The organism is Kribbella pittospori, assembly GCF_004331465.1.
Lineage (GTDB): Bacteria > Actinomycetota > Actinomycetes > Propionibacteriales > Kribbellaceae > Kribbella > Kribbella pittospori.
In genome coordinates, this window is record NZ_SJKB01000001.1 from 200,825 (window position 1) to 225,975 (window position 25,151).

The 25,151-nt window shown below is 67.6% G+C and carries 25 protein-coding genes and 1 pseudogene; 15 read left to right on the plus strand and 11 right to left on the minus strand.

Features of this window, described 5'->3' with window-relative positions; all coding sequences use genetic code 11:
- Window positions 1–49: 49 nt before the first annotated feature.
- A complete protein-coding gene (locus E0H73_RS01000) occupies window positions 50–526 on the plus strand; it encodes an NUDIX domain-containing protein (RefSeq protein ID WP_131350016.1) in 477 nt (158 codons plus the stop codon).
- Window positions 527–543: 17 nt separating this feature from the next.
- On the opposite strand, the gene E0H73_RS01005 is transcribed toward E0H73_RS01000, so the two are convergent.
- Together E0H73_RS01005 and E0H73_RS01010 are read right to left on the minus strand one after the other, a co-directional pair.
- Window positions 544–1,083, minus strand: a complete 540-nt coding sequence (locus tag E0H73_RS01005) for a DinB family protein (protein ID WP_131350018.1) — start codon at window positions 1,081–1,083, stop codon at window positions 544–546.
- A 21-nt stretch (window positions 1,084–1,104) separates the two neighbouring features.
- Window positions 1,105–1,701, minus strand: coding sequence for an aromatic-ring hydroxylase C-terminal domain-containing protein (locus tag E0H73_RS01010; protein WP_131350020.1), 597 nt, complete (start codon window positions 1,699–1,701; stop codon window positions 1,105–1,107).
- 25 nt (window positions 1,702–1,726) lie between these two features.
- On the opposite strand from E0H73_RS01010, the pseudogene E0H73_RS48310 reads away from it, so the two are divergent.
- Window positions 1,727–1,780 (plus strand): annotated as a pseudogene (locus E0H73_RS48310) (FAD-dependent monooxygenase); the annotation flags it as partial.
- Here the strand turns inward: E0H73_RS48310 and E0H73_RS01015 are convergent.
- On the minus strand, window positions 1,779–2,366 hold the full coding sequence (locus E0H73_RS01015; protein ID WP_165555445.1) for an FAD-dependent monooxygenase: 588 nt from the start codon (window positions 2,364–2,366) through the stop codon (window positions 1,779–1,781). The pseudogene E0H73_RS48310 and the gene E0H73_RS01015 overlap by 2 nt on opposite strands.
- Between E0H73_RS01015 and E0H73_RS01020 the strand changes: the two genes are divergently transcribed.
- The 5 genes from E0H73_RS01020 (at window position 2,322) to E0H73_RS01040 (ending at window position 5,676) form a co-directional block, all read left to right on the plus strand.
- Entirely contained in the window at window positions 2,322–2,885 is a 564-nt protein-coding gene (locus tag E0H73_RS01020; protein ID WP_202867156.1) for a TetR/AcrR family transcriptional regulator C-terminal domain-containing protein, read from the plus strand. The genes E0H73_RS01015 and E0H73_RS01020 overlap by 45 nt on opposite strands.
- Before the next feature lie 67 nt (window positions 2,886–2,952).
- Window positions 2,953–3,228 (plus strand): hypothetical protein, encoded by a 276-nt coding sequence (locus tag E0H73_RS01025; protein ID WP_131350022.1) that lies wholly within the window; start codon window positions 2,953–2,955, stop codon window positions 3,226–3,228.
- Between the two features lie 37 nt (window positions 3,229–3,265).
- Entirely contained in the window at window positions 3,266–4,639 is a 1,374-nt protein-coding gene (locus E0H73_RS01030; RefSeq protein ID WP_131350024.1) for a DUF4331 domain-containing protein, read from the plus strand.
- A gap of 5 nt (window positions 4,640–4,644) precedes the next feature.
- Entirely contained in the window at window positions 4,645–5,046 is a 402-nt protein-coding gene (locus tag E0H73_RS01035; RefSeq protein WP_131350026.1) for a hypothetical protein, read from the plus strand.
- Between the two features lie 150 nt (window positions 5,047–5,196).
- Window positions 5,197–5,676, plus strand: a complete 480-nt coding sequence (locus E0H73_RS01040) for a GNAT family N-acetyltransferase (RefSeq protein WP_131350028.1) — start codon at window positions 5,197–5,199, stop codon at window positions 5,674–5,676.
- Between the two features lie 13 nt (window positions 5,677–5,689).
- Here E0H73_RS01040 and E0H73_RS01045 read toward each other — a convergent pair whose 3' ends face one another.
- Window positions 5,690–6,022: a YqfO family protein gene (locus E0H73_RS01045; RefSeq protein ID WP_131350030.1), complete on the minus strand. Its 333-nt coding sequence runs from the start codon at window positions 6,020–6,022 to the stop codon at window positions 5,690–5,692.
- A gap of 189 nt (window positions 6,023–6,211) precedes the next feature.
- Here E0H73_RS01045 and E0H73_RS01050 point away from each other — a divergent pair, with 189 nt between their 5' ends.
- Window positions 6,212–7,741, plus strand: coding sequence for a SulP family inorganic anion transporter (locus tag E0H73_RS01050; RefSeq protein WP_131350032.1), 1,530 nt, complete (start codon window positions 6,212–6,214; stop codon window positions 7,739–7,741).
- On the opposite strand, the gene E0H73_RS45680 is transcribed toward E0H73_RS01050, so the two are convergent.
- Window positions 7,738–8,526 (minus strand): hypothetical protein, encoded by a 789-nt coding sequence (locus E0H73_RS45680; RefSeq protein ID WP_165555446.1) that lies wholly within the window; start codon window positions 8,524–8,526, stop codon window positions 7,738–7,740. The genes E0H73_RS01050 and E0H73_RS45680 overlap by 4 nt on opposite strands.
- Window positions 8,527–8,757: 231 nt before the next feature.
- Here E0H73_RS45680 and E0H73_RS45685 point away from each other — a divergent pair, with 231 nt between their 5' ends.
- Window positions 8,758–9,522 carry an inositol monophosphatase family protein gene (locus E0H73_RS45685; RefSeq protein ID WP_165555447.1) on the plus strand — a complete coding sequence of 255 codons (765 nt, stop codon included), beginning with the start codon at window positions 8,758–8,760 and terminating at the stop codon, window positions 9,520–9,522.
- Between the two features lie 138 nt (window positions 9,523–9,660).
- On the opposite strand, the gene E0H73_RS01060 is transcribed toward E0H73_RS45685, so the two are convergent.
- Window positions 9,661–11,679 carry an MDR family MFS transporter gene (locus tag E0H73_RS01060; RefSeq protein WP_131350036.1) on the minus strand — a complete coding sequence of 673 codons (2,019 nt, stop codon included), beginning with the start codon at window positions 11,677–11,679 and terminating at the stop codon, window positions 9,661–9,663.
- An 83-nt stretch (window positions 11,680–11,762) separates the two neighbouring features.
- Here E0H73_RS01060 and hemW point away from each other — a divergent pair, with 83 nt between their 5' ends.
- From hemW to E0H73_RS01075, 3 genes are all read left to right on the plus strand, one after another.
- Entirely contained in the window at window positions 11,763–12,968 is a 1,206-nt protein-coding gene (gene hemW, locus E0H73_RS01065) for a radical SAM family heme chaperone HemW (protein ID WP_131350038.1), read from the plus strand.
- 274 nt (window positions 12,969–13,242) lie between these two features.
- A complete protein-coding gene (locus E0H73_RS01070; protein ID WP_131350040.1) occupies window positions 13,243–14,571 on the plus strand; it encodes an extracellular solute-binding protein in 1,329 nt (442 codons plus the stop codon).
- Window positions 14,572–14,652: 81 nt separating this feature from the next.
- Complete coding sequence (locus E0H73_RS01075; protein ID WP_131350042.1) at window positions 14,653–15,660, plus strand: LacI family DNA-binding transcriptional regulator; 1,008 nt, start codon at window positions 14,653–14,655, stop codon at window positions 15,658–15,660.
- A gap of 3 nt (window positions 15,661–15,663) precedes the next feature.
- On the opposite strand, the gene E0H73_RS01080 is transcribed toward E0H73_RS01075, so the two are convergent.
- Window positions 15,664–16,500: a hypothetical protein gene (locus tag E0H73_RS01080; RefSeq protein WP_131350044.1), complete on the minus strand. Its 837-nt coding sequence runs from the start codon at window positions 16,498–16,500 to the stop codon at window positions 15,664–15,666.
- Window positions 16,501–16,503: 3 nt separating this feature from the next.
- Window positions 16,504–17,163 (minus strand): hypothetical protein, encoded by a 660-nt coding sequence (locus E0H73_RS01085; protein WP_131350046.1) that lies wholly within the window; start codon window positions 17,161–17,163, stop codon window positions 16,504–16,506.
- Window positions 17,164–17,250: 87 nt separating this feature from the next.
- Between E0H73_RS01085 and E0H73_RS01090 the strand changes: the two genes are divergently transcribed.
- Window positions 17,251–19,833, plus strand: a complete 2,583-nt coding sequence (locus E0H73_RS01090; RefSeq protein ID WP_131350048.1) for a DUF3376 domain-containing protein — start codon at window positions 17,251–17,253, stop codon at window positions 19,831–19,833.
- On the opposite strand, the gene E0H73_RS01095 is transcribed toward E0H73_RS01090, so the two are convergent.
- The 3 genes from E0H73_RS01095 to E0H73_RS01105 form a co-directional block, all read right to left on the minus strand.
- A complete protein-coding gene (locus tag E0H73_RS01095; RefSeq protein WP_131350050.1) occupies window positions 19,808–20,629 on the minus strand; it encodes a DUF3097 domain-containing protein in 822 nt (273 codons plus the stop codon). The two genes, E0H73_RS01090 and E0H73_RS01095, sit on opposite strands and share 26 nt — an antisense overlap.
- A 150-nt stretch (window positions 20,630–20,779) precedes the next feature.
- Window positions 20,780–22,321 carry an NCS1 family nucleobase:cation symporter-1 gene (locus tag E0H73_RS01100; protein ID WP_131350052.1) on the minus strand — a complete coding sequence of 514 codons (1,542 nt, stop codon included), beginning with the start codon at window positions 22,319–22,321 and terminating at the stop codon, window positions 20,780–20,782.
- Between the two features lie 116 nt (window positions 22,322–22,437).
- Window positions 22,438–23,208, minus strand: a complete 771-nt coding sequence (locus E0H73_RS01105) for an MBL fold metallo-hydrolase (protein ID WP_131350054.1) — start codon at window positions 23,206–23,208, stop codon at window positions 22,438–22,440.
- Between the two features lie 154 nt (window positions 23,209–23,362).
- Here E0H73_RS01105 and E0H73_RS01110 point away from each other — a divergent pair, with 154 nt between their 5' ends.
- Window positions 23,363–24,004, plus strand: coding sequence for a ThuA domain-containing protein (locus E0H73_RS01110; protein ID WP_238163740.1), 642 nt, complete (start codon window positions 23,363–23,365; stop codon window positions 24,002–24,004).
- 8 nt (window positions 24,005–24,012) lie between these two features.
- On the plus strand, window positions 24,013–25,116 hold the full coding sequence (locus E0H73_RS01115; RefSeq protein WP_202867157.1) for a Gfo/Idh/MocA family protein: 1,104 nt from the start codon (window positions 24,013–24,015) through the stop codon (window positions 25,114–25,116).
- The last annotated feature ends 35 nt before the right edge of the window (window positions 25,117–25,151 follow it).

Below are 25,151 nucleotides of genomic sequence, written 5' to 3' on the forward strand. Positions count from 1 at the left end.
ACGGCGCGCGACCGTCTAAGTACCCACGTCGTTCGTGTAGCCTCCGCGCGTGGTCCCGAGATCCAGCCGACTGATGACGTCGGTCTTCCTTGTCCGCGGCGACCAGGTCCTGCTGCTGTACCGAAAAGGCTCGCGTGCGATCGCCGACTCCTGGGTAGGAATCGGCGGCCACCTCGAACCCAGCGAGATCGACGACCCCACAGCCGGCGCTCTCCGCGAGCTGCAAGAGGAGATCGGGGTACGTCCCGACCAGATCTCTGATCTCGCCCTGCGGTACGTCGCACTCAGGGACACCGGCACCGAACTCCGCCACACCTACTACTTCACCGCAACGCTCCGGCCCGACGCCCCACTTCCCGTCGACTGCTCCGAGGGCGATCTCCACTGGTTCGACCTAACAATGGATCCCTCGGCCCTGGACATGCCGCCAACGGCCCACCTCGCCTTAACCCACTGGCTGAACCACGGCCGCCACGACAACGAACTCCGCTTCATCACAATCACCGCAGATGGTTCATCAGGCTGAGGCCAACTGCGCGGCTGTCACTCGCCGACGAGGCCGTCGATGGATTCTCGGATGAGGTCGGCGTGGCCGTTGTGGCGGGCGTATTCCTCGATCATGTGCATGGCGATCCAGCGTGCGTTGGGCCTGGTGCCGTTTCTGCGGGGGCGGTCCGCTGGGCGGTCCAGGCCGCCGTCCGCCAAGGCCTCGGCGAGTAGATCGCGGGAGCGGGTCACTGCGGCCTGCCAGATCGCTTGCAGTTCGTCGGGGGAGTTCTCGGCGGCTGAGGTCCACTCCCAGTCGGGGTCGGCGTCGAAGTTGTCGTCGTTCCAGATGGGCTGGCGCTCGTTCCCCCGCAGGCAATAGGAGAACCAGTGGTCTTCGTAGAAGGCCACGTGCTTGAGCATCCCGCCCAGCGTCATCGTCGACACGCCCACGGTCGCCCGCAGCCCGGCCGAGTCCAGGCCGGAGCACTTCCAGGCGAACGTCGCCCGCTGGTACTCCAGGAAGCCCACGATTGTCTCGGTCTCAGCGCCCGCAAAAGGAGGCAACGGGCGTCCATGCTCGTCCAGGCCGGTCATGCTCAGCAGCGTAGGCCCGCTTCAGGTCGTGAGGTAGGCCGGACCGAAAAAGGTGCTCAGAGCATCGGTCAGACCGTCATCAGACCCGTTGGTGGCCCAAGCCACGTAGCCGTCCGGTCGGACAAGCACTGCTGCCGGCACGCTGATCTCACCGACGCCAGGGACCGTCCACGACTCGTCGGCACAAGTGGCCGTGACACAGTCGATCCGGCGTTCCCAACCCGTCAAGGAAGGTACGTCGCAGCCGTTCAGCGTCAGCAGGATCGGACGCCCCGCAGCCAACAGTTTGTGCACCCGACCGACTCCATCGGCGGTGACGAGGTCGGTATCGGGCACGCGGCGTCCGGCCAGCGGATGGTCGCACTTCGTGTCGTAACAGATGTCGAGCGCCGCGATCATCAGCCCGAGCCGGCGTCGTACGTCGTCAATGTCGAACAAGCCGGCGAACAACTCGCGCAACGCCTCGCTGTGCGGACCAGGACGCGACAGTGCGGTCTGCGCCCGCGTGTTGTGCAGAACCCGAGCAGCCACCGGATGCCGCTCGGTCGCGTAGCTGTCGAGCAAGTCGTCGTACGCCTCGCCGCGCAGGACAGCCGCCAGCTTCCAGCCGAGGTTCACGGCAAACGGCGATGCTGCGTGACAGGCCGATCGCTATCGCGAGGGGCGGGTGTTCCTGGCCGGCGATGCCGCGCACATCAGCTGTGCATGCCGAAGTCGGTGCCCGCGACCTCACGAAACAACTCGCGGAAGTCCTCGAACCCAGGCTCGACCGCACGGTCGAGAACGCGGTCGTGCCGCTGCACGATCAACCGGTACCAGCCCTCCTGGAATCCCAGGACGGAGAAATCACCAGGACCGCCGCGCTGGGAGAACAGTGGACCGGCCGGAGGAGCGGTCAGCTCGACGTCGGCCAGCATGCCGGTCATGGTGGCGTCGGTTCCGTCGAAGCCGATCCCGGCCAGTTTCCGTACGGCGCTTCGTCCGCCATCGCAGCCGACCAGGTACGCGGCACGGATCCAACCGCCGTCCGGACCGTCGATCTCCACGTCGACACCAGTCGCGTCCTGGCGGAACCCGAGGACCGGAGATGCCCACCGCACCGGTGCTCCCAGGTCGTGCTGGTCGAGTTCCCGTTCGATGTCCGCCTGCACGATGGCCAGCGTGTGCGGGTAGCGGGTGGGGAGGTCGGAGAAGTCCAGCGGCAGCCCGGCCAGGTGACCGGCCTGACGATGCGCAAGGTGGCGGCTGAGCTCGACGTACAGGCGCCTGCGCTCTACTGGCACGTCAAGAACAAGCAGGAGTTGCTGGACGCGATGGCTCGCGTGCTGTTCGTCTCCGCCGTCGACGGCATCGAGGCGCCGCGGCGCGGAACGCAGTGGCAGGACTGGCTGATCGAGTTGGCCGGCCGCCTGCGCGCGGCGCTGCTGCGGTACCGCGACGGCGCTCGGGTGCTGGCCGGCACCAACGTCAGTGACGACTCGATGTGGCGGGTGACCGAGCTGACGCTGCGCACCCTGGAGGACGCCGGTTTCCAGATGCGGGACGCCGTACGGATCTTCCCGATTCTGCTGCACTACACGATCGGCTTCGTCCTCGAGGAACAGGCGCAGACCGGCGTCGCATATCCCGACGGCAATCCCTACAACCCCGACGAGATCATCCAGGCCGTCGACGCTACCCGCTACCCGCTGACGGCACGGATGGTCGGCGACCTGTTCACCGCCGACCCCGACGCGGAGTTCGACCACGGCCTGCGGATCATCCTGGCCGGAATCGACGCGACCGTGCGACCCAAAGTCTGACCCATCCGCTGGTGAGAACGCCCCGAATGTCGGCTGCACGGGGTTTCTACCAGTGGGAGGTCAGCACATGAGTAACGCAACGCGCCGGGGGTTCCTGGTGTTCGCGGGCGCGGGGACGGTTGCGGCAGTGGGAGCGGTCGCAGCGGTTGGTGCGGTCGGCGACAAGGCCGCGGACGCGGCGAAGACATCGCTGGAACCGGGCGACCTGGCTGACGCCGAGTCGTTCGTCGTCCACGTCAAGGACGTGAAGTCCGGTCAACTGGCGATCATGGTCGGCCACCGCGAGGTGCTCGTGACCGATCGTGAACTCGCGGCCCGCCTTGCCGGCGTGACGACCGCCTGATCCCAGCCTTTCAGCATCTGTTCTTGGAGGAATTGTCATGTCTTCGCACCGCGAGGCACCGGAGATCTCGAAGGATCCGGTGGCCGACAACACCGATGTCTACGCGTTCGTCAGTCCGGACGCGCCGGACACGGTCACGATCATCGCCAACTTCATCCCGTTCCAGAACCCGTTCGGCGGGCCGAACTTCTACGAGTTCGGCGATGACGTGCTCTACCAGATCCACATCTCCAACCGCGGAACCGGTCAGGCCGACATCAGCTACCAGTTCCGCTTCCGCGCCGAGATCCGGAACAAGAAGACGTTCCTGTACAACACCGGTCCGATCACCTCGATCAGGGACCGCACCTGGAACCGGCCGCAGTACTACACAGTGGCCCGTGTCGAGAACGGCCGAGCCCGGACCCTCGCCCGGAACCTGACCGCGCCGCCGGTCAACGTCGGAGTGCGCAGTACGCCGAACTACGCCAGGCTCGCCCGTCAGGCGATTCACACCATCGGCACCGGTCGCAAGGTGTTCGCGGGGCAGCGCGCCGACGCGTTCTGGGCCGACCTCGGCAGCATCTTCGACCTCGGTACGCTGCGGCCGTTCCAGATGGCACACCTGATCCCGTCCGCCGCCGCCATGGGCGTGAACGGGCTGCAGGGTTCCAACGTGCACACCATCGCGATCCAGGTCCCGATCACCGATCTGACCCGGGACGGCCGTCGGCCCACGAACGTGCTGGATCCGAAGTCCGTCATCGGGGTCTACGCGTCGGCCAGCCGCCAGCAGTCCCGCATCGTCAACGGTGACGGCACCTCGGTGTGGCACGGCCCGTACAAGCAGGTCTCCCGGCTGGGCAACCCGCTGTTCAACGAGGTCATCGTGCCGATGGCGGAGAAGGACCGCTGGAACAGCCTGCCACCGTCCGCCGACAAACGGTTCGCCGGATTCGTCACCAAGCCGGAGCTCGCCGGCCTGCTGCCGGTGCTGTACCCGGGGGTGTTCCCGCGGCTGGCGGCGTACAAGAAGCCGCGTGCGGACCTGGCGGCGATCCTGCTGACCGGCATCCCGAAGGGTGTCGTCGACGGCTTCCAGAACTTCACCGGTCCGGTCCAGGCCGACATGCTGCGGCTCAACGTCGCCGTACCGCCGGCCAAATCGCCCAACCCACTCGGCCTGGTCGCGGGTGACGCGGCCGGATTCCCGAACGGGCGGCGCCTGATCGACGACGTCGTGACGGTCGAACTGCGGGCCGTCGCCGGCATCACGATTCCGCTGGTCGACAAGACGTTCAAGCCCGACGATGCGGCGGGTGCGATCAAGGACGGTACGTCGAACACCAACGGCCCGCTGCTCGACCGGTTCCCCTACCTCGGTACTCCGGGCGGCGGCTACCAGTCGCTGCCGGGCACCCCGGCCGCGTGATCACGATGAGCGGCCCAGGGAACAACGCGGTCGAGAATCCCCATGCGGGGAAGGGATCCTCGGTTCTGCTCGACATCGGCGGGGACATCGGCGCCCTCGTGATCGACATGCCGGCCGACCTCGAAGACGAGGAGGTCGAACTCCGCAAGGCCGGGTCCGATCACGATCACCATCACGACCACGACCACGACCACGGGCATGGAGATGGGCACGGGCATGGGCACGGGGTGGCGCCACACGTCGCCGTCGTACCTCGACCGAAACCCGATGGAACGATGGCGCACTCCGCCGTCTTCTCAGAAGTTGCCCAGGGCACCTACGAGCTTTACCTCCGCCCACACGGCCCGGTCCAGCTGACGGTCGAGATCCACGGCGGCCAGGTCACCGAGGCAACCTGGCCCAGCTGACCGCTTCTGCCGATGCCACAGCCTGTCGGTACTGCGCCTTGTACCGACAGGCTGTGGCTCCGTCATGTACTCGGTCAACTCGATCGCGCAGACTGTCGGTGGGCGGTGCGACGATCGGGTGGTCGGCGTACTGAGGTAAGGGAGCAGGAGATGATGCATGAGGTTCGGCTCAGGCCGGTCGAGGATCGGGACCTGGACGTCTTCTTCGATCACCAGGCCGATCCGATAGCGAACGAGATGGCGGCAGTACCGGCGCGCGACTGGGATGAGTTCGCGGCGCACTGGGCGAAGATCCGCGGCGACGACACCAAGATCCTGTGGACGATCCTGGCGGATGGCGCGGTGGCGGGCAATGTCGTGAGTTGGGAGCAGGACGGCCAACAAATGCTCGGCTACTGGGTCGGCCGTGACCTCTGGGGCCGTGGTGTCGCCACGCAGGCCCTCACACAGTTCCTGACCCAGATGCCGATCCGGCCCCTGACCGCCCACGTGGTAGCCCACAACGCCGGCTCGATCCGAGTCCTGGAGAAATGCGGCTTCCAGCGAGACCACGCCCAAGAAGCAACCGCACCCCCATCCGACGACGGCATCCAGGAGTACGTCTATGTCCTCGACGCTCTATCGACGTGACAGCTTCTCAGCGTCAAGGCTCGAGTTCGGTGGGCTGGTACAGCGGGATGAATCGGATGATCGGCTCCTCGTAGGGATGCGCCGCCTTCAGTGCCTTCAGGACGAGGGGTGCCGCTGAGGTCTCGCATTCGGACTCGACTCGGGTCTCGGTCCCGTGCATCAGCTTCCCGATCTCGCCGTCGAAGGGTTCGGCTCCGGGCATCGGCTTCCAGGTCCCGCCGATCTGCCAGAAGCTCGTCACCTGGTCGTAGCGGCCGACCCGACCGGCACCGGCGGATTCCAGCGCCGCCAGGATCGCGGGCACGTGGTCGTCGGGGACGCAGACCTCGATCTTGACTCTCGCCATCACGACTCTCCTCTCACACACGTCAGGGTAGGGTTTGGGGCGGTGAGGCGATCTGGTGCTCCTCACCCGCCCGTCTGCACCTCACCCCGCCTGTCCCGATCAAGCGACCCTCGAGCTGTGACGCCCGCGCAAGGACGCGCAGGAGCCGGCCCGCCCTGAGGCCCCCGCCTGTGCCTGTCTGGAGACCGCATGACCTCGCTGACGCCTGAGTCAGCCGCGCCCGAATCCGTTCCGTCCGCTACCGACATCACGTCTGTCCTGGCCGCGCTGCGTTCGCCACGCCGGCTGCGGACGGAGGTGTTGGCCGGCCTCGTCGTCGGGCTGGCGCTGATTCCCGAGGCGATCAGCTTCTCGATCATCGCCGGCGTCGACCCGAGGGTCGGGTTGTTCGCGTCCTTCACCATGGCGGTGTCGATCGCGTTCCTGGGCGGACGCCCGGCGATGATCTCCGCAGCCACCGGCGCCGTCGCGCTGGTGATCGCGCCGGTGATGCGCAACCACGGCTTCGAGTACTTCGTCGCCACGGTGATCCTGGCCGGGATCCTGCAGGTCGTCCTGGGTGTTCTCGGCGTCGCCCGGCTGATGCGGTTCATCCCGCGCTCGGTCATGGTCGGCTTCGTCAACTCGCTGGCGATCCTCATCTTCCTGGCGCAGCTTCCACACCTGACCCACGTCCCGTGGCTGGTCTACCCGCTCGTCGCGGCCGGCATCGCGGTGATGGTGTTCCTCCCGAAGCTGACCAAAGCGGTCCCGGCCCCACTGATCGCCATCCTCGCCGTCACGCTGTTCGTTGCGCTGACCTCGGTGACCGTGCCGACCGTGGGGGACGAGGGCAAACTGCCCGACAGCCTGCCCTCGCTGTTCTTCCCGAACGTGCCGCTGAACCTGGACACGTTGCGCATCATCGCGCCGTACGCCGTGGCGATGGCGCTCGTCGGACTGCTCGAATCCCTGATGACCGCCAAGCTCGTCGACGACATCACCGACACGCACTCGGTCAAGACCCGCGAAGCCTGGGGCCAGGGCGTCTCGAACATCATCACCGGCTTCTTCGGTGGGATGGGCGGCTGCGCGATGATCGGCCAGACGATGATCAACGTGAAGGCCTCCGGCGCCCGGACCCGGATCTCCACCTTCCTGGCCGGCGTGTTCCTGCTGATCCTCGTCGTCGGCCTCGGGGACCTGGTCGGCGACATCCCGATGGCCGCGCTGGTCGCGGTGATGATCATGGTCTCGGTCGGCACGTTCGACTGGCACAGCATTCAGTTCAAGACGCTGCGCCGGATGCCGCGCAGCGAGAGCATCGTGATGCTGTCGACTGTCGTGATCGTCGTCATCACCCACAACCTGGCCATCGGAGTCGTGGTCGGTGTCCTGGTCGCGATGGTGCTGTTCGCGCGCCGCGTCGCCCACTTCACCACCGTCAGCGAGGTGGCTCACCCCGACAGCGAGGACACCAAGACGTACGCCGTCACCGGTGAGCTCTTCTTTGCCTCCAGCAACGATCTGGTCTACCAGTTCGACTATCGCGGCGATCCTCGGAACGTGGTGATCGACCTGACCGAGTCCCACATCTGGGACGCGTCGACTGTGGCGACTCTGGATGCGATCACCACGAAGTACGCGCGGTACGGCAAGACCGTCCGCATCGTCGGCCTGAATGCCTCCAGCGCCGAACGCCACCAGCGCCTAGCCGGACAACTGAGCGGCGGTCACTAGATACGCGACAGGCTCCGCGTGATGAGTGTCGTTGTGTATCTGGTGTGCGGATGCGGGAGACCGAGAGTGCGGGCGTACTCACGCGCCTCGACCGCCAGCTTGAGCGGCGCGACCTGCAGCGCGATGTCAGCCAGGCGCCGGCTTCCCCAAGGTACGGCGTCCAAGTATGCGGCCATCACCTCGGGGACGTTGCCCAGCTCGTCGGCCTCCTGGACCAGCCGATCCAGCGAAAGCAACGGGCAACCGACCCTGGCCTCCTCCCAATCGAGCAGCACGACCGACCCGTCCTCGCGCACCACGCCGTTCGTGCTCTGAACATCCGGGTGATCGATCGAGCACGGCACGCTTGCGGTCAGTTCCTCGATGCCGCGTTGGACAGCGGGAAGGTGACGACGAAGCTCGCCAACCAGCTCTTCGTCGAGGTCGCCTTCACGGCCCAGGTCTGTCAGCAGTGTCTCCGGGATCGCGGCCAGGTCGTACTGCGGCAAGCCAGTGAGATCCGCGTCGGACATCGCACTCTGCAACTCGCCGAGCGTCGTCGCCTGCGTCACCAGCGCAGCGGGTCCCGCCTTCTCCACAGTCGGACCGCTCACAAACGCGAAAACACTTCGCTGCCAAGCAGGATCGTCGACATGCGCAAGCAACGCTGCCGATCCCTGTGGGTACGCGCGCTCCACCGCCCGATGCACTGCGGCAGCATGTGGGTAGATCACTGGAGACGTGTGCTTGACGACGACGTACTCGCCATCCACCTCGAACATCCCGGTAGCACCCCAGCGCTTCACCCTGAGCACCTCAACCGGCCCTCGAACTACCGCGGCTCCCGGCAAGACGGACCCCACCCACTCCGCCAATCCCGCAATATTCTCCCGATCCCCAGGCCACTCAGAAAGCTCAGGCACTACCCACCGCATCCTCTCTCGCCTTCAGGGAACATCGCTCGCTCGGTCCATGATGAGGTACGGCGGGTCGAGCCGGCCGTCGGACCATCGCTTGGGCTGATAGCGTCGTTCGTCGTGGACGGCGCTGACGACTTACAACTCGCGTTCGACACGGCGGATCTGGCGTCGGAAGTCGCGCTCGCCTACTTCGAGTCCGGCGTCTCCGCGACGCTGAAGGCCGACGGCACACCAGTCACGGAAGCCGACCGGGCCGTCGAGCGATTGATTCGCGAGACGTTGGCTGCGGCGAGGCCGCACGATGCGCTCCTCGGCGAGGAACTCGGCCGGCTCGGTGAGTCCGATCGGGTCTGGATCATCGACCCGATTGACGGTACGTCGTACTTCAGTCGGCATGACCCGAACTGGCGAGTTCAGATCGCACTGGAGGTTGCCGGGAGCATCGAGATCGCGGTCGTCACCGCCCCGGCGCTGCGCCGCTGCTGGTGGGCGACCCGCGGAGGCGGTTCCTTCGAGTCGTCCTGGCCACGCGAGGCGGCCGATTCGAGGCGCCTCGAGGTCAGCACCACGTCAACCTTGGCCGATGCCCGGCTCGAGGCCCTCGACGACACCTCCAGAGCCCGCCTCGCACCCAACGTGGCCCACCCACCGGCCACCCCTCTCCCGTTGATCGAGCTCGTCCGAGGCGAGCTAGATGCCTTCCTGGTGGAGCGCTACCACCTCTGGGATCACGCCCCCTGGATCCTCCTCGTCGAAGAAGCCGGCGGCCGCTTCACCAACCCATCCGGAGGCCACACCGGCGACCAAGCCGGCGGCCTCTACTCCAACACCAACCTCCACCCCCAACTCCTCACCACCCTCCACTACCCCCCACACCAATAGCCGGCCGACGGCCGCACCTGACTCCGACCTCACAACGATCGTGGCAGTGGAATCATGAGATGCCCGGCTCGCTGGCGGGTTGTTTCACCGCTGACGCCTAACAACCGGCCAGCCGGCACATAACCCGCTAGCGACGCGCTAGGTGGACGCGGTTGCCAGGGCGGCGGCGTGTTTGCCGGTGGTTAGGGAGTGGCCTTGGTCGATCATTTGGGCGGCCAGGCGGTCGACCGCGGCGGAGAAGGCTTCGGTGTTGTCGGGGTCCCAGTCGGCGAGGCGGTCGAGGATCCAGACGCGGAAGGCGCCGACGAAGCGCTGGAACAGCTCGAGGCCGTGGGTGGTGAAGCGGTAGTGGCCGAGGGTTTCGGAGAGGTAGCCGTCGGCAACTAGTTGGGTGGCGAGGGGCTCGAAGACGCCCGGGGGGACGCGGAGGTCGCCGGTGATCTCGGCAAGGGTGGCAGAGCCGGATTCGGCGCCGCTGCGGAAGACGCGCATGATCATCCAGGCCTGGGCGGCGTTCAGCGGTATGCCGGACTGGGCGAGCACCTCGGGCGCCGGACTACGACGGTGGTGCTGGATGACGAGCGCCGTAAGCTTCTGAAGCTCGTGCTCAGAGTCGAACGACGCAGGTGCGGCGAAGTTCTCGCCGACGTCCCGCACCGCCATCCGAGCAGTGTCGCGCAGCGGAACCTCCTTCAACAGCAGCGCAATCACAAACCCAAGCGCCGCGACCGGCACCGCCCACAGAAACACGACATGCAAGGACTCCGCGTACGCCGCTGTGATCGCGGGACGTACGTCGGGCGGCAGCGACCGCACTCCGTCGACCGTAGTGACGACCCGCGGATCGACACCGGTGGCGCGAACCGCCTCCTCCAAATGCACCGGCAACTGATGCGCATAGATCGACCCGAAGACAGCGACCCCGAACGAACTCCCCATGGTCCGCAGGAAGCTCACCCCCGACGTCGCAACCCCAAGATCCGTATAGTCGACAGTGCTCTGCACGACCACAGTCGGCACCGGCATACACAGCCCGACCCCCAGCCCAAGCACGACCATGAACGCGGCAGTCTCGACGTACGGCGTCTGGTTGTCGAGCAGCGACAGCAGATACAGCCCACCACCGATCAGCACAGTGCCGATGATCGGGAACAGCCGATACCGCCCGGTCTTGCTGATGATTTGACCAACCACGATCGACGCCACGAGCAGACCGCCGACGAGCGGTAGCATCTGCAGCCCGGATTCGGTCGCCGAGGCGCCATGCACGAACTGCAGGTACGTCGGCAGATACGTGACCCCACCGAGCATCGCGAACCCGATGATGAAGCTCATCACCGCGCACACCGTGAACACCCGGGACCGGAACAACCGCAACGGCAGCATCGGTTCGGCCGCTCGTCGTTCGACCACGACGAACAGCATCAAGGCGACCACCGAGCCGACAGCCATCGAGATGATGACGGTCGAGGTCCAGGCGTACTCGTTGCCTCCCCACGTCGTCACCAGCGTGAGCCCGGTCGCGGCCAGGCCGATGAACAGAATGCCCAGGTAGTCGATCTTCGGACTGACCGCAGCCTTGACCGACGGCAGCGTGATCGACGCGACGATGAGTACGACGATGCCGAGCGGGATGTTCACGTAGAACGCCCACCGCCAGCTGAGGTGGTCGACGAACAGCCCGCCGAGGAGCGGGCCGGCGACGGTGGAGACGCCGAAGACCGAACCCATCACGCCCTGGTACTTGCCGCGCTCGCTGAGCGGTACGACGTCCGCGATCACCGCCATCGCGGTCACCATCAGACCGCCGGCGCCGAGGCCCTGGATCGCGCGGGAGCCGACCAGCCACAGCATCGAGTCGGCCATGCCGCACAGCGCCGACCCGGCCAGGAACAGCACGACGCTGATCAGGAACATCGGCTTGCGGCCGTACAGGTCGCCGAACTTGCCGATCAGCGCGGTCATGATCGTCTCGGCGAGCAGGTACGACGTCACCACCCAGGACAGGTGGTTGGCGCCGCCCAGGTCGCTGACGATGGTCGGCAGCGCGGTCGCCACGATCGTCTGATCGAGGGCCGCGAGCAACATTCCGAGCATGATCGCGACCACGACGGCGTTCCGCGTGCCACGTCCCACCGGCTGAGCCTCCGTGTCCATAACTTGAATGTAACCAACTGAACACTCTCTGCCAGCACAGCTCCGCGGCGATCCCGTCAAAATCGAGTCCGTACGATGGGTGGGTGCCGTCGACATTGCCCGAGGGGGAGGTTGCGCCCCGGGATGGGGCGCTGCCGGAAACCGCAGTTCGCGAGGCCGCCACGCGGCCGCTCGGGTTCTACCTGCATGTCCCGTACTGCGCGTCCCGCTGCGGGTACTGCGACTTCAACACCTACACCGCGAAGGAGCTCGGCGGCGGCGCGTCCCAGGCGTCGTACGCCGACACCGCGATCGGCGAGGTCCGGATGGCGCGGCGGGTGCTGAACGACGTAGACCGGCCGGTCGACACGGTGTTCTTCGGGGGAGGTACGCCGACCCTCCTGCCGGCGAAGGATCTCGGCAAGATGCTGGCCGCCGTACGCGACGAGTTCGGACTGGCGCCGAACGCCGAGGTGACGACGGAGGCCAACCCGGAGTCGGTCGACCCGGCGTACCTCGAAGGTCTGCTCGAGGCCGGGTTCACGCGGGTCAGCTTCGGCATGCAGAGCGCCTCGTCGCACGTGCTGAAGATCCTCGACCGGCAGCACACACCCGGCCGCGCGCTCGACGCGGTGAAGGAAGCGACCGCGGCCGGGTTCGAGCACGTCAACCTCGACCTGATCTACGGCACCCCCGGCGAGTCGCTCGACGACTGGCGGGCCTCGCTCGAGTCGGCGCTGTCGGCGCAGCCCGACCACGTGAGCGCCTACGCGCTGATCGTCGAGGACGGGACCCAACTGGCCCGCCGGGTCCGGCGTGGCGAGCTGCCGATGCCGGACGACGACGACCTCGCCGACAAGTACGTGCTGGCCGACGAGATGCTGTCCGCCCAGGGCCTGACCTGGTACGAGGTCTCCAACTGGGCCCGCACCGAGGACGCCCACTGCCGCCACAACGAGCTCTACTGGCGCGGCGACACCTGGTGGGGGATCGGTCCCGGCGCACACAGCCACGCAGGCGGCGTCCGCTGGTGGAACGTCAAGCACCCCAGCGCGTACGCCGACCGCCTCGGCGCCGGCGACAGTCCGGCGTACGCGCGCGAAACCCTCGACGCCGAGACGCGTCGGGTCGAACGGGTCCTGCTCGAGATCCGCCTGTCGGCCGGCCTCCCGCTGGAGGTCCTCGACGACGAGGGCAGAGCCGCCGCCGCCCGAATGCCCGACCTCGTCACGCAAGACGGCGACCGCCTCGTCCTGACCTCACGCGGCCGGCTGCTCGCCGACGCCGTGGTCCGCGACCTCCTCTCATAGACAGGTCAGCCGAGCAGGGAGCGCGAGCCGCTCCGTGGCGGTGGGTCCAGCGATATACGTGATGAAGAGCCAGGCGCTCACTCGCTGTGGTCAGCGGTCGGTGATCGATGGCGTTCGCTGCGTGACGACACGCGGGAGTATGTACTGACCTGGTCGGTCTCGTTTCGCAGCGTGACGACGAAGTGCTTGACATATCCAGTCGCGACGCTCGAAACTCAGCACACTTTCGCGATCCGAGAGCGCTCTCAACTCCGTCCAGTCCAGGGAGCTTTTGATGCGGCCCAGAAACGGTGCCGGCCTCCGCCCCATCGCACTGCTGTGTGCTTGTTCGTTCGTCCTGCTCGCCACCGCCTGCGGTGGATCCGGGGGATCGGATGCCTCAGGCAACAATGCCAACGACGGCCCGAAGATCGAACTGACCATCGCCACGTTCAACGAGTTCGGCTACGAGGACCTGTACCGCGAGTACGAGGCCCAGCACCCGAACATCAAGATCGTCGAGCGCCGCGCGCCCACCGTCGACGCGCACATCAAGAACCTGGACACCAACCTGGCGAACGGGTCCGGTCTGGCCGACATCGAGGCGATGGAGGTCAGCTGGATCTACAACTACCTGGCCAAGGCCGACGAATTCGTCGACCTGCGCGACTACGGCGCCAACGATCTGAAGGACCGCTGGCTGGACTGGAAGGTGGCCGGCGCGACCACGCCCGACGGCAAGATCATCGGGTACGGCACCGACATCGGTCCGGAGGCGATCTGCTACCGCCGCGACCTGTTCGCGAAGGCCGGGCTGCCGACCGACCGGGCCCAGGTCGCCAAGTTGTTCACCGACTGGTCGTCGTACTTCGCCACCGGCCGGAAGTTCAAGCAGAAGGTGCCCGGCTCGGCCTGGTACGACTCCGCCGTACTGACCTGGGAGGCGATGCGCAACCAGCTGATCCAGGCCTACTACTCCAACCAGGACCGCTTCCTCGGAGCGGAGAACCCGCTGCTGAAGAAGACCTGGGACCAGGTGGTCAAGGGCACCGCCGACGGCCTGTCCGCCGGGCTGCCGGCCTGGAGCGATCAGTGGAACAAGGCGTTCCGCACCGACAAGTTCGCGACGATGGCGTGCCCCGGCTGGTTGCTCGGCGTGATCCAGACCAACGCAGGCAGCTACGGCAAGGGCAAGTGGGACGTCGCCGACGTGTTCCCCGGCGGTGGCGGCAACTGGGGCGGGTCGTACCTGACCGTGCCGAAGCAGTCGCCGCAGCCGGTCGAAGCGGCCCGGCTGGCTGCTTGGCTGACCGCGCCCGAGCAGCAGGTCAAGGTGTTCAAGAAGGTCGGCTCGTTCCCGTCGACGATCGACGCGTACGACGATCCGCAGGTCAAGTCGCAGGTGAATCCGTACTTCAACAACGCGCCGGTCGGGCAGATCTTCGTCAACCGCGCGAAGAACGTGATCCTCAAGCAGCACAAGGGACCACGCGATGGTGAGATCAACCAGGTGTTCAGTGCGGCACTGGCCAAGGTCGACGAAGGCAAGCAGCCTCCCGACGCGGCCTGGAAGCAGGCGCTCGACCTCGCCGACAAGGCCGCGAACACCCGCAAGAGTGGCTGACACCCCGGCCGTCGGCGCCGCGCGAACGCCTGGCCGAAGTACTACGGTGTGAGGGCACATCAACCGACGCGGGGAGGACCGATGGACCACCCTGGTTCTCCCACGCTCGAGCAGGTCGCGGCGCTCGCCGGCGTCTCTCGGGCGACGGTCTCGCGGGTGGTGAACGGCTCGCCGAAGGTGCTGCCGGACACGGTGGCCGCGGTCGAGCGCGCGATCGGCGAACTCGGCTACGTGCCGAACCGCGCCGCCCGCGCGCTGGTGACGCGCAAGACCGACTCGGTCGCGATCGTCGTACCGGAGCCGGACAGTCGCGTGTTCTCCGACCCGTTCTTCGCCGGCATCCTGCGCGGTGTGAGCCGGACGCTGGCGCCGACGTCGTCTCAACTGGTGCTGCTGATCGAGCCGGCCGAGGCCGACGACCAGCGCCTGCTGCGCTACCTGCGCGGCGGCCATGTCGACGGAGCGATCATCGTCAGCCACCACGGTCGCGACAACGTGCTGCAGGAGCTGGCGCAGTTGCCGCTGCCGATCGTGTTCAGTGCCCGGCCGATCGGTGTCGACGTACCGGTGGCGAGTGTGGACGTGGACAACGTGGCCGGCGCGCGGACGGCCGTGGAGCACCTGCTGTCGATCGGGCGCCGCAAGCTCGGGACGATCACCGGTCCGCTGGACATGACGGCCGGCCTCGATCGGCTGACCGGCTACCAGGACGTGATGAAGGAAGCGAAGCTGCCTGAGGCCATCGCGTTCGGGGACTTCACCGCCGACGGTGGTGAGCAGGCAGCGATACGGCTGCTCGACGAGCACCCCGACCTGGACGGTCTGTTCGTCGCGTCCGACCTGATGGCGACCGCGGCGCTGAGGGTGCTGTCGCAGCGCGGCCGCCGGGTGCCGGACGACGTCGCGGTGGTCGGGTTCGACGACTCGGTGCTCGCGACCACGACCACCCCGAGGCTGACCACCGTGCGGCAGCCGGTGGAGAAGCTGGGCGCCCGGCTGGCCGAGATCCTGCTCGCCAAGATCGGCGGCACGAAGCTCACCAGCCCCGAGATCTACGACACCGAGCTGATCATCCGCGACTCCGCCTGACCGCTACGGCGGATCGTTCTGGAACTGGAACTGCACCCGGATCGAGCTGTCGAGCGGGATGACGAAGGTGGTGTTGGACGCGTTCCACTGCCGCGGGACCAGGAAGAGCCGGTTCTCGCCGACGACGAGCAGCCGGAGCCCGCGGTAGCGGTAGTTGAAGGTCTGGCCGGCACCGGCCCGCAGCGTGGTCTCCTCGAGGCCGGGTGATCGCAGCGCGAGCTTCTCCTTGGTGTCGAGGATGACCACCGGGAAGCGGTCCAGGTGTTCGGCGTCGGACTTGGCCAGCCCGCGCCCGGAGTACTGCGCGGTGGTTGCCGTCGCCCAGAACGCGCACGTCACGACGACGACCGCAAGCAAGGCCATCAGGACCCGCTGGGTGCCTGCCCTCGGCGCGACCTGGCGGCGCAGATAGGTGATGTACGCGAGCGCGGCCGACGCCAGGCCGATCACCCCAGGCACGATCATCGCGTAGAACGGCAGCTGCCCGATAAGGGGGTAGGCGAACAGCCCGAGGACGCCGAGGAGCAGTACGGCTGCAGCCACTCGGGCGGCACGCCGTACGCCGAGCTCGGTCGGATGGATCGCGGTGTGCAGGAGCAGTCCGGCGACCGCGAGCAAGGTGATCACGAGCAGCGGGACCAGCAACGGCTGCGGACTGCGCATCACGTAGTCCTGCGTACTGAGGCCGATCGTGTCGACGTCGATGCCGAAGTACTCGTACTGCGATCGTGCGGACACGTAGCCGAAGTAGAACAGCAGCGCGCTGACCAAGGTGATCGGCGTGACGATACCTGCCGCGAAACTCACCCAGCGTTCGGCCTGCGACCGCTCGTCCGCCATCCGTCACTCACCCGAGGGCGTCTCAGCAGGCGACTCGGCCGGTGGCGTGTCGGGCTCCTCGGAGGGCGTCTCGGGCTCCTCGGTGGGCGTCTCGGGCTCCTCAGTGGGAGTCTCCGGCGGCACCGCCGTCAGCTGGATCTGGCTGCCCTCCTTCTTCTTCAGCTCGTCGCAGTCGTCCTGGGTCGCACACGTCACCTCCGCCGGGACCTTGAGCGTGACAGTGCCCTGCGTCCCGACCTGCTTGAATCCGACCGAGCAGGCGTCCTGGCTGTCCGCGGTCCATTCCAGGCCCTCGCACGACCGTTTGCCGCCACAGGCCGACTGGTCCACTTCGAAGATGTGCTTGGGATCGAACGTGGGCCTGCCGAGCTTCATCGTCGTCCCGGGCCGGATCACGTCACCACCCAGCCAGTTGACCGAATTGCAGTTGCCGTCGGCGCCGCCGCCGACCGGCAGTTGCGCGATCTTGACCGACGGCTTGTCCACCGGATCCTGCGTGCTCTCGGGATCGGTCGGTTCCGGCGAGGGTTCGCCCGTCTGCTCCGACGTGGTGACATCCTGGGTCGGTGTGCCGCCCTCACCTGACCCGCCGTCGCTCGACGTGTCCGAACAGCCCGCCAGCACGAGCGCGAGCACTGCGATCGCGATGGCCGGTCTTCGCATGACCATCACCCCCAGCAACAGGATGACCCTCAGTGGTGCCCGCGACAACGGGTCGTGGACCGCCTTCCCGGAGCGAAAGGTGAACCGATGACCGACCACGAGATCCGGATCGCGCTGGTCCTGAACGGCGGGGTCAGCCTGGCCGTCTGGATGGGTGGGGTGACCCACGAGCTGGATCTGATCCGGCGTGCGTCCGGTTCCAGCAGCGCGCCCGGTCCACAGCCGTACGACGAGGTCCTGGCGGAGCGCTGGCGTGAGCTGTGCCGGCGCGGTGAGGAGAACCGGCGCGTGGTCGTCGACGTGATCGCGGGGACGAGCGCCGGCGGGCTGAACGGTTCGTTGCTGGCGACAGCGATCTCGAACGGCTCGACCCTGGACCCCGACGGCGAGCACGGACCCTGGCTGCGGCAGAAGTGGGTCGGGCTCGGCTCCCTCGAGGTCGGCAAGCTGGTGCCGTCGACGGGCCAGAAGTCGACCTCGGTGCTGGACGGCAAGTACTTCCTGCAGGAGCTCGACAGTCTGCTCAAGGGCGTCGTCGACGCGGGCGAGACGGCGGCCGAGGAGCCGGTCACGTTGTTCGTCACCGCGTCCGGGCTCGGCGTCCAGCAGTTCGAGGCGAAGGACGCCGCCGGGCAGCGCTTCGTCGTACCCGACCATCGGTACCTGTTCGCCTTCACCAGTGAGAACGCGGCGACGTACGACGGATCGAAGCGGGCGTTCTCGGTTGCGGACAAGAACGGGCTGAACGACACCAAACTGCTGGCCCGCGCGGCCCGTGCGTCCGCGTCGTTCCCGGCTGCGTTCGGCCCGGTGCTCGAGACTCCGAATCTGGCCGACTCACCGCCGCGCGTGCAGCCCTCGAACGCGGGGTCGGGTGCCTGGCTGGTGGATGGCGGAGTACTGGACAACGCACCCTTCGGTCCGGTGCTCGACGTGGTGGCCAGGCGACCGGTCGCCGGACGAGCCAGCCGTTACGTGTTGTACGTCGTACCGTCGGCCGGGATCGGGAGTGCGTCGACGGCGTTGCCGGAGGCGAAGGAGCCGAGCTGGCGGGTGGCGGCACTGTCCGCCGTACAGTTCCCGCGCGAGGTCGACTTCCGGTCCGATGTGGAGCAGCTGGAGCGGCTGCTGCTGGAGGCGGACGCGTCGTGGTCGGACACCCAGCGGCTGTTCGATCGTTGTATGAAGCAATCAGTCGAGCGGGACCGGCTGCAGGCGGCGGCGAAGGCGCTGCAGCCGACGTACTCGCGCGGTCGCGCCGCCGGCGGTGTCTGGGAGGCGGTGACGGTCGCGAGCCACGACCAGTCGACCGTCCTCGACGCGGCGACCGCGCTGTCCGAGGAGGAAGTCGACGAGATCCTCGGGACCGACCACCCGTGGGTGCCCGACCCGGACGGCTCGACGGCTCCGCTGCGGAACGATGCCGAGGGCAACCCCAGCTGGCTGTGGGGGACAGGTGCGGCGGAACGCGTCGTCCGGCTGATCCTGCGCTCGCTGCGCAACCAGATCAGCGAGGCGCCGAGGGAGCAACGGGCTGAGCTCGAGCGACGGCTGAAGGCGGCCAGCGATGCTCTGCTGAAAACGCAGGCTGTGCGGGACGCACTCACCGAGCAGTTGACCGCGGCCGACCTCGACCTGAGCCCGGCCGGTGGCGCCGAGGCTGTCGCGGTCGGGCTGAACGACATCTTCACCGATCTGCAGATCCAGCGGGCGCTCGGCGACACGTTCGCCGACCTGATCGCGGCCGTCGGCCGGGACCTCGTCGAGACCGCCCTCGAGGTGGAGATCGTGTCGCGCTGTACGTCGGCGCGGACACCGCAGCAGCGCAGTGCGCCGTTCCAGTTCCTCCGGCTCGGGCCGGACATCCCGCTGCCGCTGCTGGATGACCAGCCGGAAGGCTCGATCGCCAACAACCTCAAGGACCGCATCCTCTACGGGTCGCAGGTCGGGCACTTCGGCGCGTTCGGTGCGGCGGACTGGCGGCGGTGGGACTGGCTGATGGGCCGGCTGCACTGTGTCGCGCACCTGGGCGCGATGCTCGGCGCCGACGAGAACTGGATCCGCGAGACGCAACGGCAGGTCCTGAAGGCGGAGGACTGGAGGGTCGAGGCGGTCGCGGAACGCGTCCAGCGGCTGGCCCAGGACTTCCCGATGGGCGCCGGTCTCGGTGCGCTCACCACGATGCGCAACGAACTGAACCAGTCGGACGAGGGCCGGGCGACGACGAAGGGTCTCGCGGACCGGATGGTCGACGTGTCCAGTGGACTCGGGCCGCAGGTCGGCGACTGGGTCAAGGCGATGGCAGGCCGCAAGGACAAGCCCGGTTCGTGGCTGTTGCAGTGCGCCCGCTGGTTCACCGAGCCGGCGCGGCAGTCGGTGTGGACCCGTTTGGTGCGCGGCGCCAAGGTGACGCCGGCCAAGCGCCCGTTGGTCTTCGAGCAGTGGTTGCCGGTGGTGGGCATCGTGCTCGGTGTGGCGCTGCTGGTCGTTGCCGGGCTCGTCGAGCAGAGCGCCGTACGGATCATCGCGGCCGTGCTCGCCGGAGTGGTGCTGGCGGCGACCGCCGTACTCGGTGCCGTGACCTGGTACGTCCGGCGCGCGCGGCGGCGGATCCAGGCCTGGGTCGAACGGCGGATGCCGGAGATCAGTCCAGCGTCACGAAATCGATGAGCTCCTCGACCCGGCCGAGCAGCGCCGGGTCGAGATCGGCGAAGCTGGTCACCTTCGACAGGATGTGTTTCCAGGCCGCGGCAACGTCAGCCTGGTCGGTGGCCGGCCAGCCGAACGACTGCAGCACGCCCTTCTTCCAGTCCTGCCCGTGCGGGATCCGCGGCCAGGCCTTGATCCCGACCGACGACGGCTTGACCGCCTCCCAGATGTCGATGAACGGATGCCCGACGACCAGCACATGCCGGTTGGTCACCTGGGCCGCGATCTTCGACTCCTTCGACCCCTCGACGAGATGGTCTACGAGGACGCCGAGCCGCCGGCCCGGACCAGGCTGGAACCGGTTGACGATGCCGGGCAGGTCGTCGACGCCTTCGAGGTACTCGACCACGACGCCCTCGATCCGCAGGTCGTCGCCCCAGACCTTCTCGACCAGTTCGGCGTCGTGCCGGCCCTCGACGTAGATCCGGCTGGCCCGGGCCACCTTCGCCCGGACGTTGTCCACCGCAACCGAACCGGACGCGGTCCTCTTCTTCGCCGGGCCGGCCTTCTTCGGCGGCTTCAGGCTGACCGGTTTGCCGTCCAGCCAGAACCCAGGCCCGAGCGGGTACGTCCGGACCTTCCCGAACCGGTCCTCGAGATCGACCACGCCGTGCTCCCAGCGCACGATCGCACCGACGAACCCCGACGTGGGCTCCTCGACGACCATGCCCTTCTCGATCTCGACCTCGACGGTCCGCCCGTTCTTGGGCTTGCGCCAGTCCCCACTCAGTACGTCGTTCCCATACCTGTCAGCCACCGCCCAACCGTATGTGCCCCCACCTCTCTTCTCTCTCAACCACACACCCTTCCCGTCTAATGGGTTGACCCATCAGACGGTGGGTTGGCCAGCCGTATTCGCGGTAGCCAACCCACCACCGGGTGGGTCAACCCATCAGAGGGGGTGGCGCTAGAACGTGGGAGCGGCTTGGGTTGTCGTGGGCTGGCGGGACGGGGAAGCGACGGTGAAGAGTAGATAGGTGAGGAAGCCGGCGACCAGGCCGACTGCCCAGGAGTAGTCGTAGAGCGGTTTGAGGAACGGGATCAGACCGTCCTCCGGGAACGGGCCGGCGCCGGGGTTCGAGTACGCGCCTCCGACGGCCAGGACCGAGCCGACAACGGTGGCGACGACGGCACGCCAGTTCCAGCCGGCGGAGTACCAGTAGCGGCCGCGCGGCAGGTAGAGGTCGGCGAGGTACAGGTTGGTGCGGTCGATCAGCCAATACCCCGCGATCAGTACGCCGGCGACCGAGGCGAGCAGGCCGCCGTAGAAAGACAGCCAGACGAAGATGTAGATCGACGGGTCGGAGATCAGCCGCCACGGCTGGATCACGATGCCGATCACGCCGGTGACCAGGCCGGCGGTCCGGAAGTTCAACCAGCGTGGGACCGCATTCGCGAAGTCGTACGACGGGCTGACCACATTGGCCGCCACGTTGCACGACATCGTCGCCAGGATCGCCATCACCAGACCGATCGTCACGACCACCGGGTTCTCGAACCGGCGGGTCAACTCGACCGGGTCCCAGATCGCCTCGCCGTACACCAGGACTGTGCCCGACGTGGTGATGATCGAGACCAGCGCGATGAACGACATCGTCGTCGGCAGACCGATGATCTGGCCGATCACCTGCTGGCGCTGGCCCTTGCCGAACCGGGTGAAGTCCGGCATGTTCAGGCTCAGTGTCGCCCAGAACGCGATCATGCCCATCAGCGACGGCGCGAAGATCTTCCAGAAGTCGGAGTCCCAGCCCAGCTTCGACGGCTGCGACAGGATCGGGCCGAACCCGCCGGCCTTGACCAGGATCGCCACCATCAGCGCGAGGAACGCGACCGTGACGAGCGGCGCCGCCCAGTTCTCGAACCGGCGCAGCCCTTCGATGCCGCGCCAGATCAGCACCATCTGGATCACCCAGAAGAACGCGAAGCTGAGCCATATCGTCCACGGGTGCCCGCCGACCGCGGACGCCTCGGTCCAGCCGTTGCCGAACAGTTCGCCGACGATCACGAAGATCGCCTGGCCGCCGATCCAGGTCTGGATGCCGAACCAGCCGCAGGCGATGAACGCGCGCAACAACGCCGGGAAGTTCGCGCCGCGGACGCCGTAGAACGCGCGGGCGAAGACCGGGAACGGGATGCCGTACTTCGTCCCGGCGTGACTGTTGAGCAGCAGCGGGACCAGCACGATCAGGTTCCCGAGCGTGATCGTGATGAACGCCTGCAGCCAGTTCATCCCGAGCGCGACCAGACCCGCGGCCAGCAGGTAGCTGGGGATGTTGTGCGCCATCCCCATCCAGAGCGCCGCATAGTTGTACGTCGTCCAGTGCCGCTCGGGCAATCGGGTCGGCGCGAGCTCCGCGTTGGCATACGGGCTGTCCGCGAGCACCGCGGGATCGGCCAGTTCGACTCTGCCGTCGGGATGAGTGGTCTGTTCGGTCGCAAGAGTTGCCATTTGTGCCACCCCATCCGGTCGTGGTTCGCACCGCACTTCGGAACAAAGTGCGGCAAACCTGACCCGGTGTCAACGGACAACTACAACTTGACCGCCGACCCGTGCGCTTTCTGCGATCAGCCGGGGCCGAGCAGGGGCAGCGTCGGTCGCCGCGGCGTACCCAGAGCCTCGTAGCCGCGCTTGATCGCGTCCTGGAGTTTCTCCAGCGGCCACGGCCAGTCGTCGGTGTGGGCGAGGGCCTGCTCCAGCGAGGTGCCGCCGTGGTGGAGACCCGAGATGGTGTTGGCGACCGTGCCCAGGTCGCCGGCCTGGTCGCGGACGAACTCGGCGTCGACGACCGCGCCGTGACCCGGGACGACCTTCGACGTGCCGGACAGCAGCCCGATCACCCGGTCGATCGTGTCCGGCCACTCCAGCGGGAACGAGTCCTCGCCGTACGACGGTGGCGCCGACTCCTCGATCAGATCGCCGACGAAGTACACATCCACATCCGGTACGACGACCACCACGTCGCCGTCGGTGTGCGCGTTGCCGAGATGCAGCAACTCGACCCTGCGGTCGCCGAGATCGATCACCTTCGCCACCGCGAAGGTCTGGGCCGTCAGCTTGGCGGCGGTCGCGGCGTTCTCGTGGGCGAGGACCTCGGCCTGATCGAAGACGCTGTTCCCGACGACGTGGTCGAAGTGCGCGTGCGTGTTGACGACCCAGCGCACCGGCTGGTCGGTCAGTTCGCGGAGGTGCTCGCGCAGTTCCTCGGCCTGCTCGGTGGTGGCCCGGGTGTCGATCAGGACCGCACCTCGTTCCCCGACGACCACACCGACGTTGAGGTCCCATTCGTCGTACCGGCGGACCCAGCAGCGATCCCCGACCTCGGCCCACGTACTCATGCCAACGACCCTACTTGCTCGGCACCTCCCGTCGAGCAAGCCCTATCCAGGGGGCGGATTCTGACTTGAAGGCCGGTCGGGCGGCGCTTAAGGTCGCGGTGGCGGCTCGCAATCTTTCCGAGCTCAGCGGCGAAACTTTCGAAGGGCGGTCGGCGTGACGACACGACGTGCACTGGTGGTCCGGGGCGGCTGGGAAGGGCACTCGCCGGTCGAGGCGACCGAGCTGTTCATCCCGTTCCTGGAAGGCAACGGTTACGAGGTGACCGTCTCGGACAGCACCGAGAGCTACCTCGACCTGGACGGCACCGACCTGGTGCTGCAGTGCGTCACGATGAGCGAGATCGACGCCGACCACTTCAAGGGCCTGGAGGCCGCGCTCCGCCGCGGCACCGGGTTCGCCGGCTGGCACGGCGGCATCGTCGACTCGTTCCGGGCCAACGCCGACTACAGCTTCATCACCGGCGGGCAGTTCATCTCGCACCCGCACGGCTTCACCGACTATCGCGTCGACGTGGTCGCCGACCACCCGATCGTCGAGGGCATCACCCACTTCGACGTCCACACCGAGCAGTACTACGTGCACTACGACCCAACCAACACCGTCCTTGCCACCACGACCTTCCAATCGCATCCGGACTACCCGTGGATCGAGGGTGCCGTGATGCCGGCCGTCTGGACCCGGACGTGGGGTGCGGGCAAGGTCTTCGTCTGCACCGTCGGCCACAAGCTGGACGACCTCGAAGTACCCGAGGTGCGGACCATCGTCGAGCGGGGGCTGCTGTGGGCGAGCAAGTGACGGGCCCCGTGACAGGCACCGGGACAGGTATTGGCATCGTCGGTACGGGCGTCATCTCCGGCACGTACCTCGACCACCTGGCCAAGCTGCCCGGCGTCGAGGTGGTCGCGGTCGCCGACCTGGACGTCAGCCGCGCGCAGGCGATCGCTGACAGCAACCCGGCGATCCGGGCGCTGACTCCGGCCGAGCTGTACGCCGCGGACGACGTCGAGATCGTGCTGAACCTGACCATCCCCGCCGCCCACGCACCGGTGCACCAGGCCGCGCTCGAAGCCGGCAAGCACGTGTGCGGCGAGAAGCCGCTGGCCGTGGACCGGGCCGAGGCGGAGCCGCTGCTCAAGTACGCCGCCGCGAACAACCTCCGTGTCGGCTGCGCGCCGGACACTGTGCTCGGCACTGGCACCCAGACCGCCCGGGCTGTCATCGACCGCGGCGACATCGGCGTACCGACGGCTGCCACTGCGTCCTTCGTCACGCCCGGACACGAGCTGTGGCATCCGGCGCCGGAGTTCTACTACCAGCCCGGCGGCGGTCCGGTCCTCGACATGGGGCCGTACTACGTGACCAGCCTGGTCACCCTGCTCGGTCCGGTACGACGCGTCACCGCACGGGCCGGTCAGTCGAAGCAGGAGCGGAAGATCCACACCGGTCCGCGAGCCGGCGAGACGTTCCCGGTCCAGGTGCCGACGCACGTGACCGGCGTACTGGAGCACGAGTCGGGTGCGTTGACCACGGTGCTGATGTCGTTCGACATCTGGGCCGCGCGGTTGCCGCGGATCGAGGTGCACGGGACCGAGGGCAGCTTGTCCGTGCCGGACCCGAACGGGTTCGACGGCAAGGTCGAGATCGCGACCGCGGCCAACCGCGACTGGACCGAGGTCCCGGTCGCCGGTGGGTACGCCGGAGCCGGCCGCGGCGTCGGGGTCGCGGACATGGCGCGTGCGGTCCGCACCGGTCAGCCGCACCGGGCCGACGGCGCACTGGCCTACCACGTGCTCGACGTACTCGAGTCCCTGCTCGAAGCGGCAGCCCAGGACCAGCCTGTGGATGTCGCGAGCACAGTCACCCGCCCCACCGCCGTACCGTTGGGAGCGTCCCCCGAGCTCGCCTGAGACCCGTCCCACGCCGCAACGCGTCGGTGCGAGCT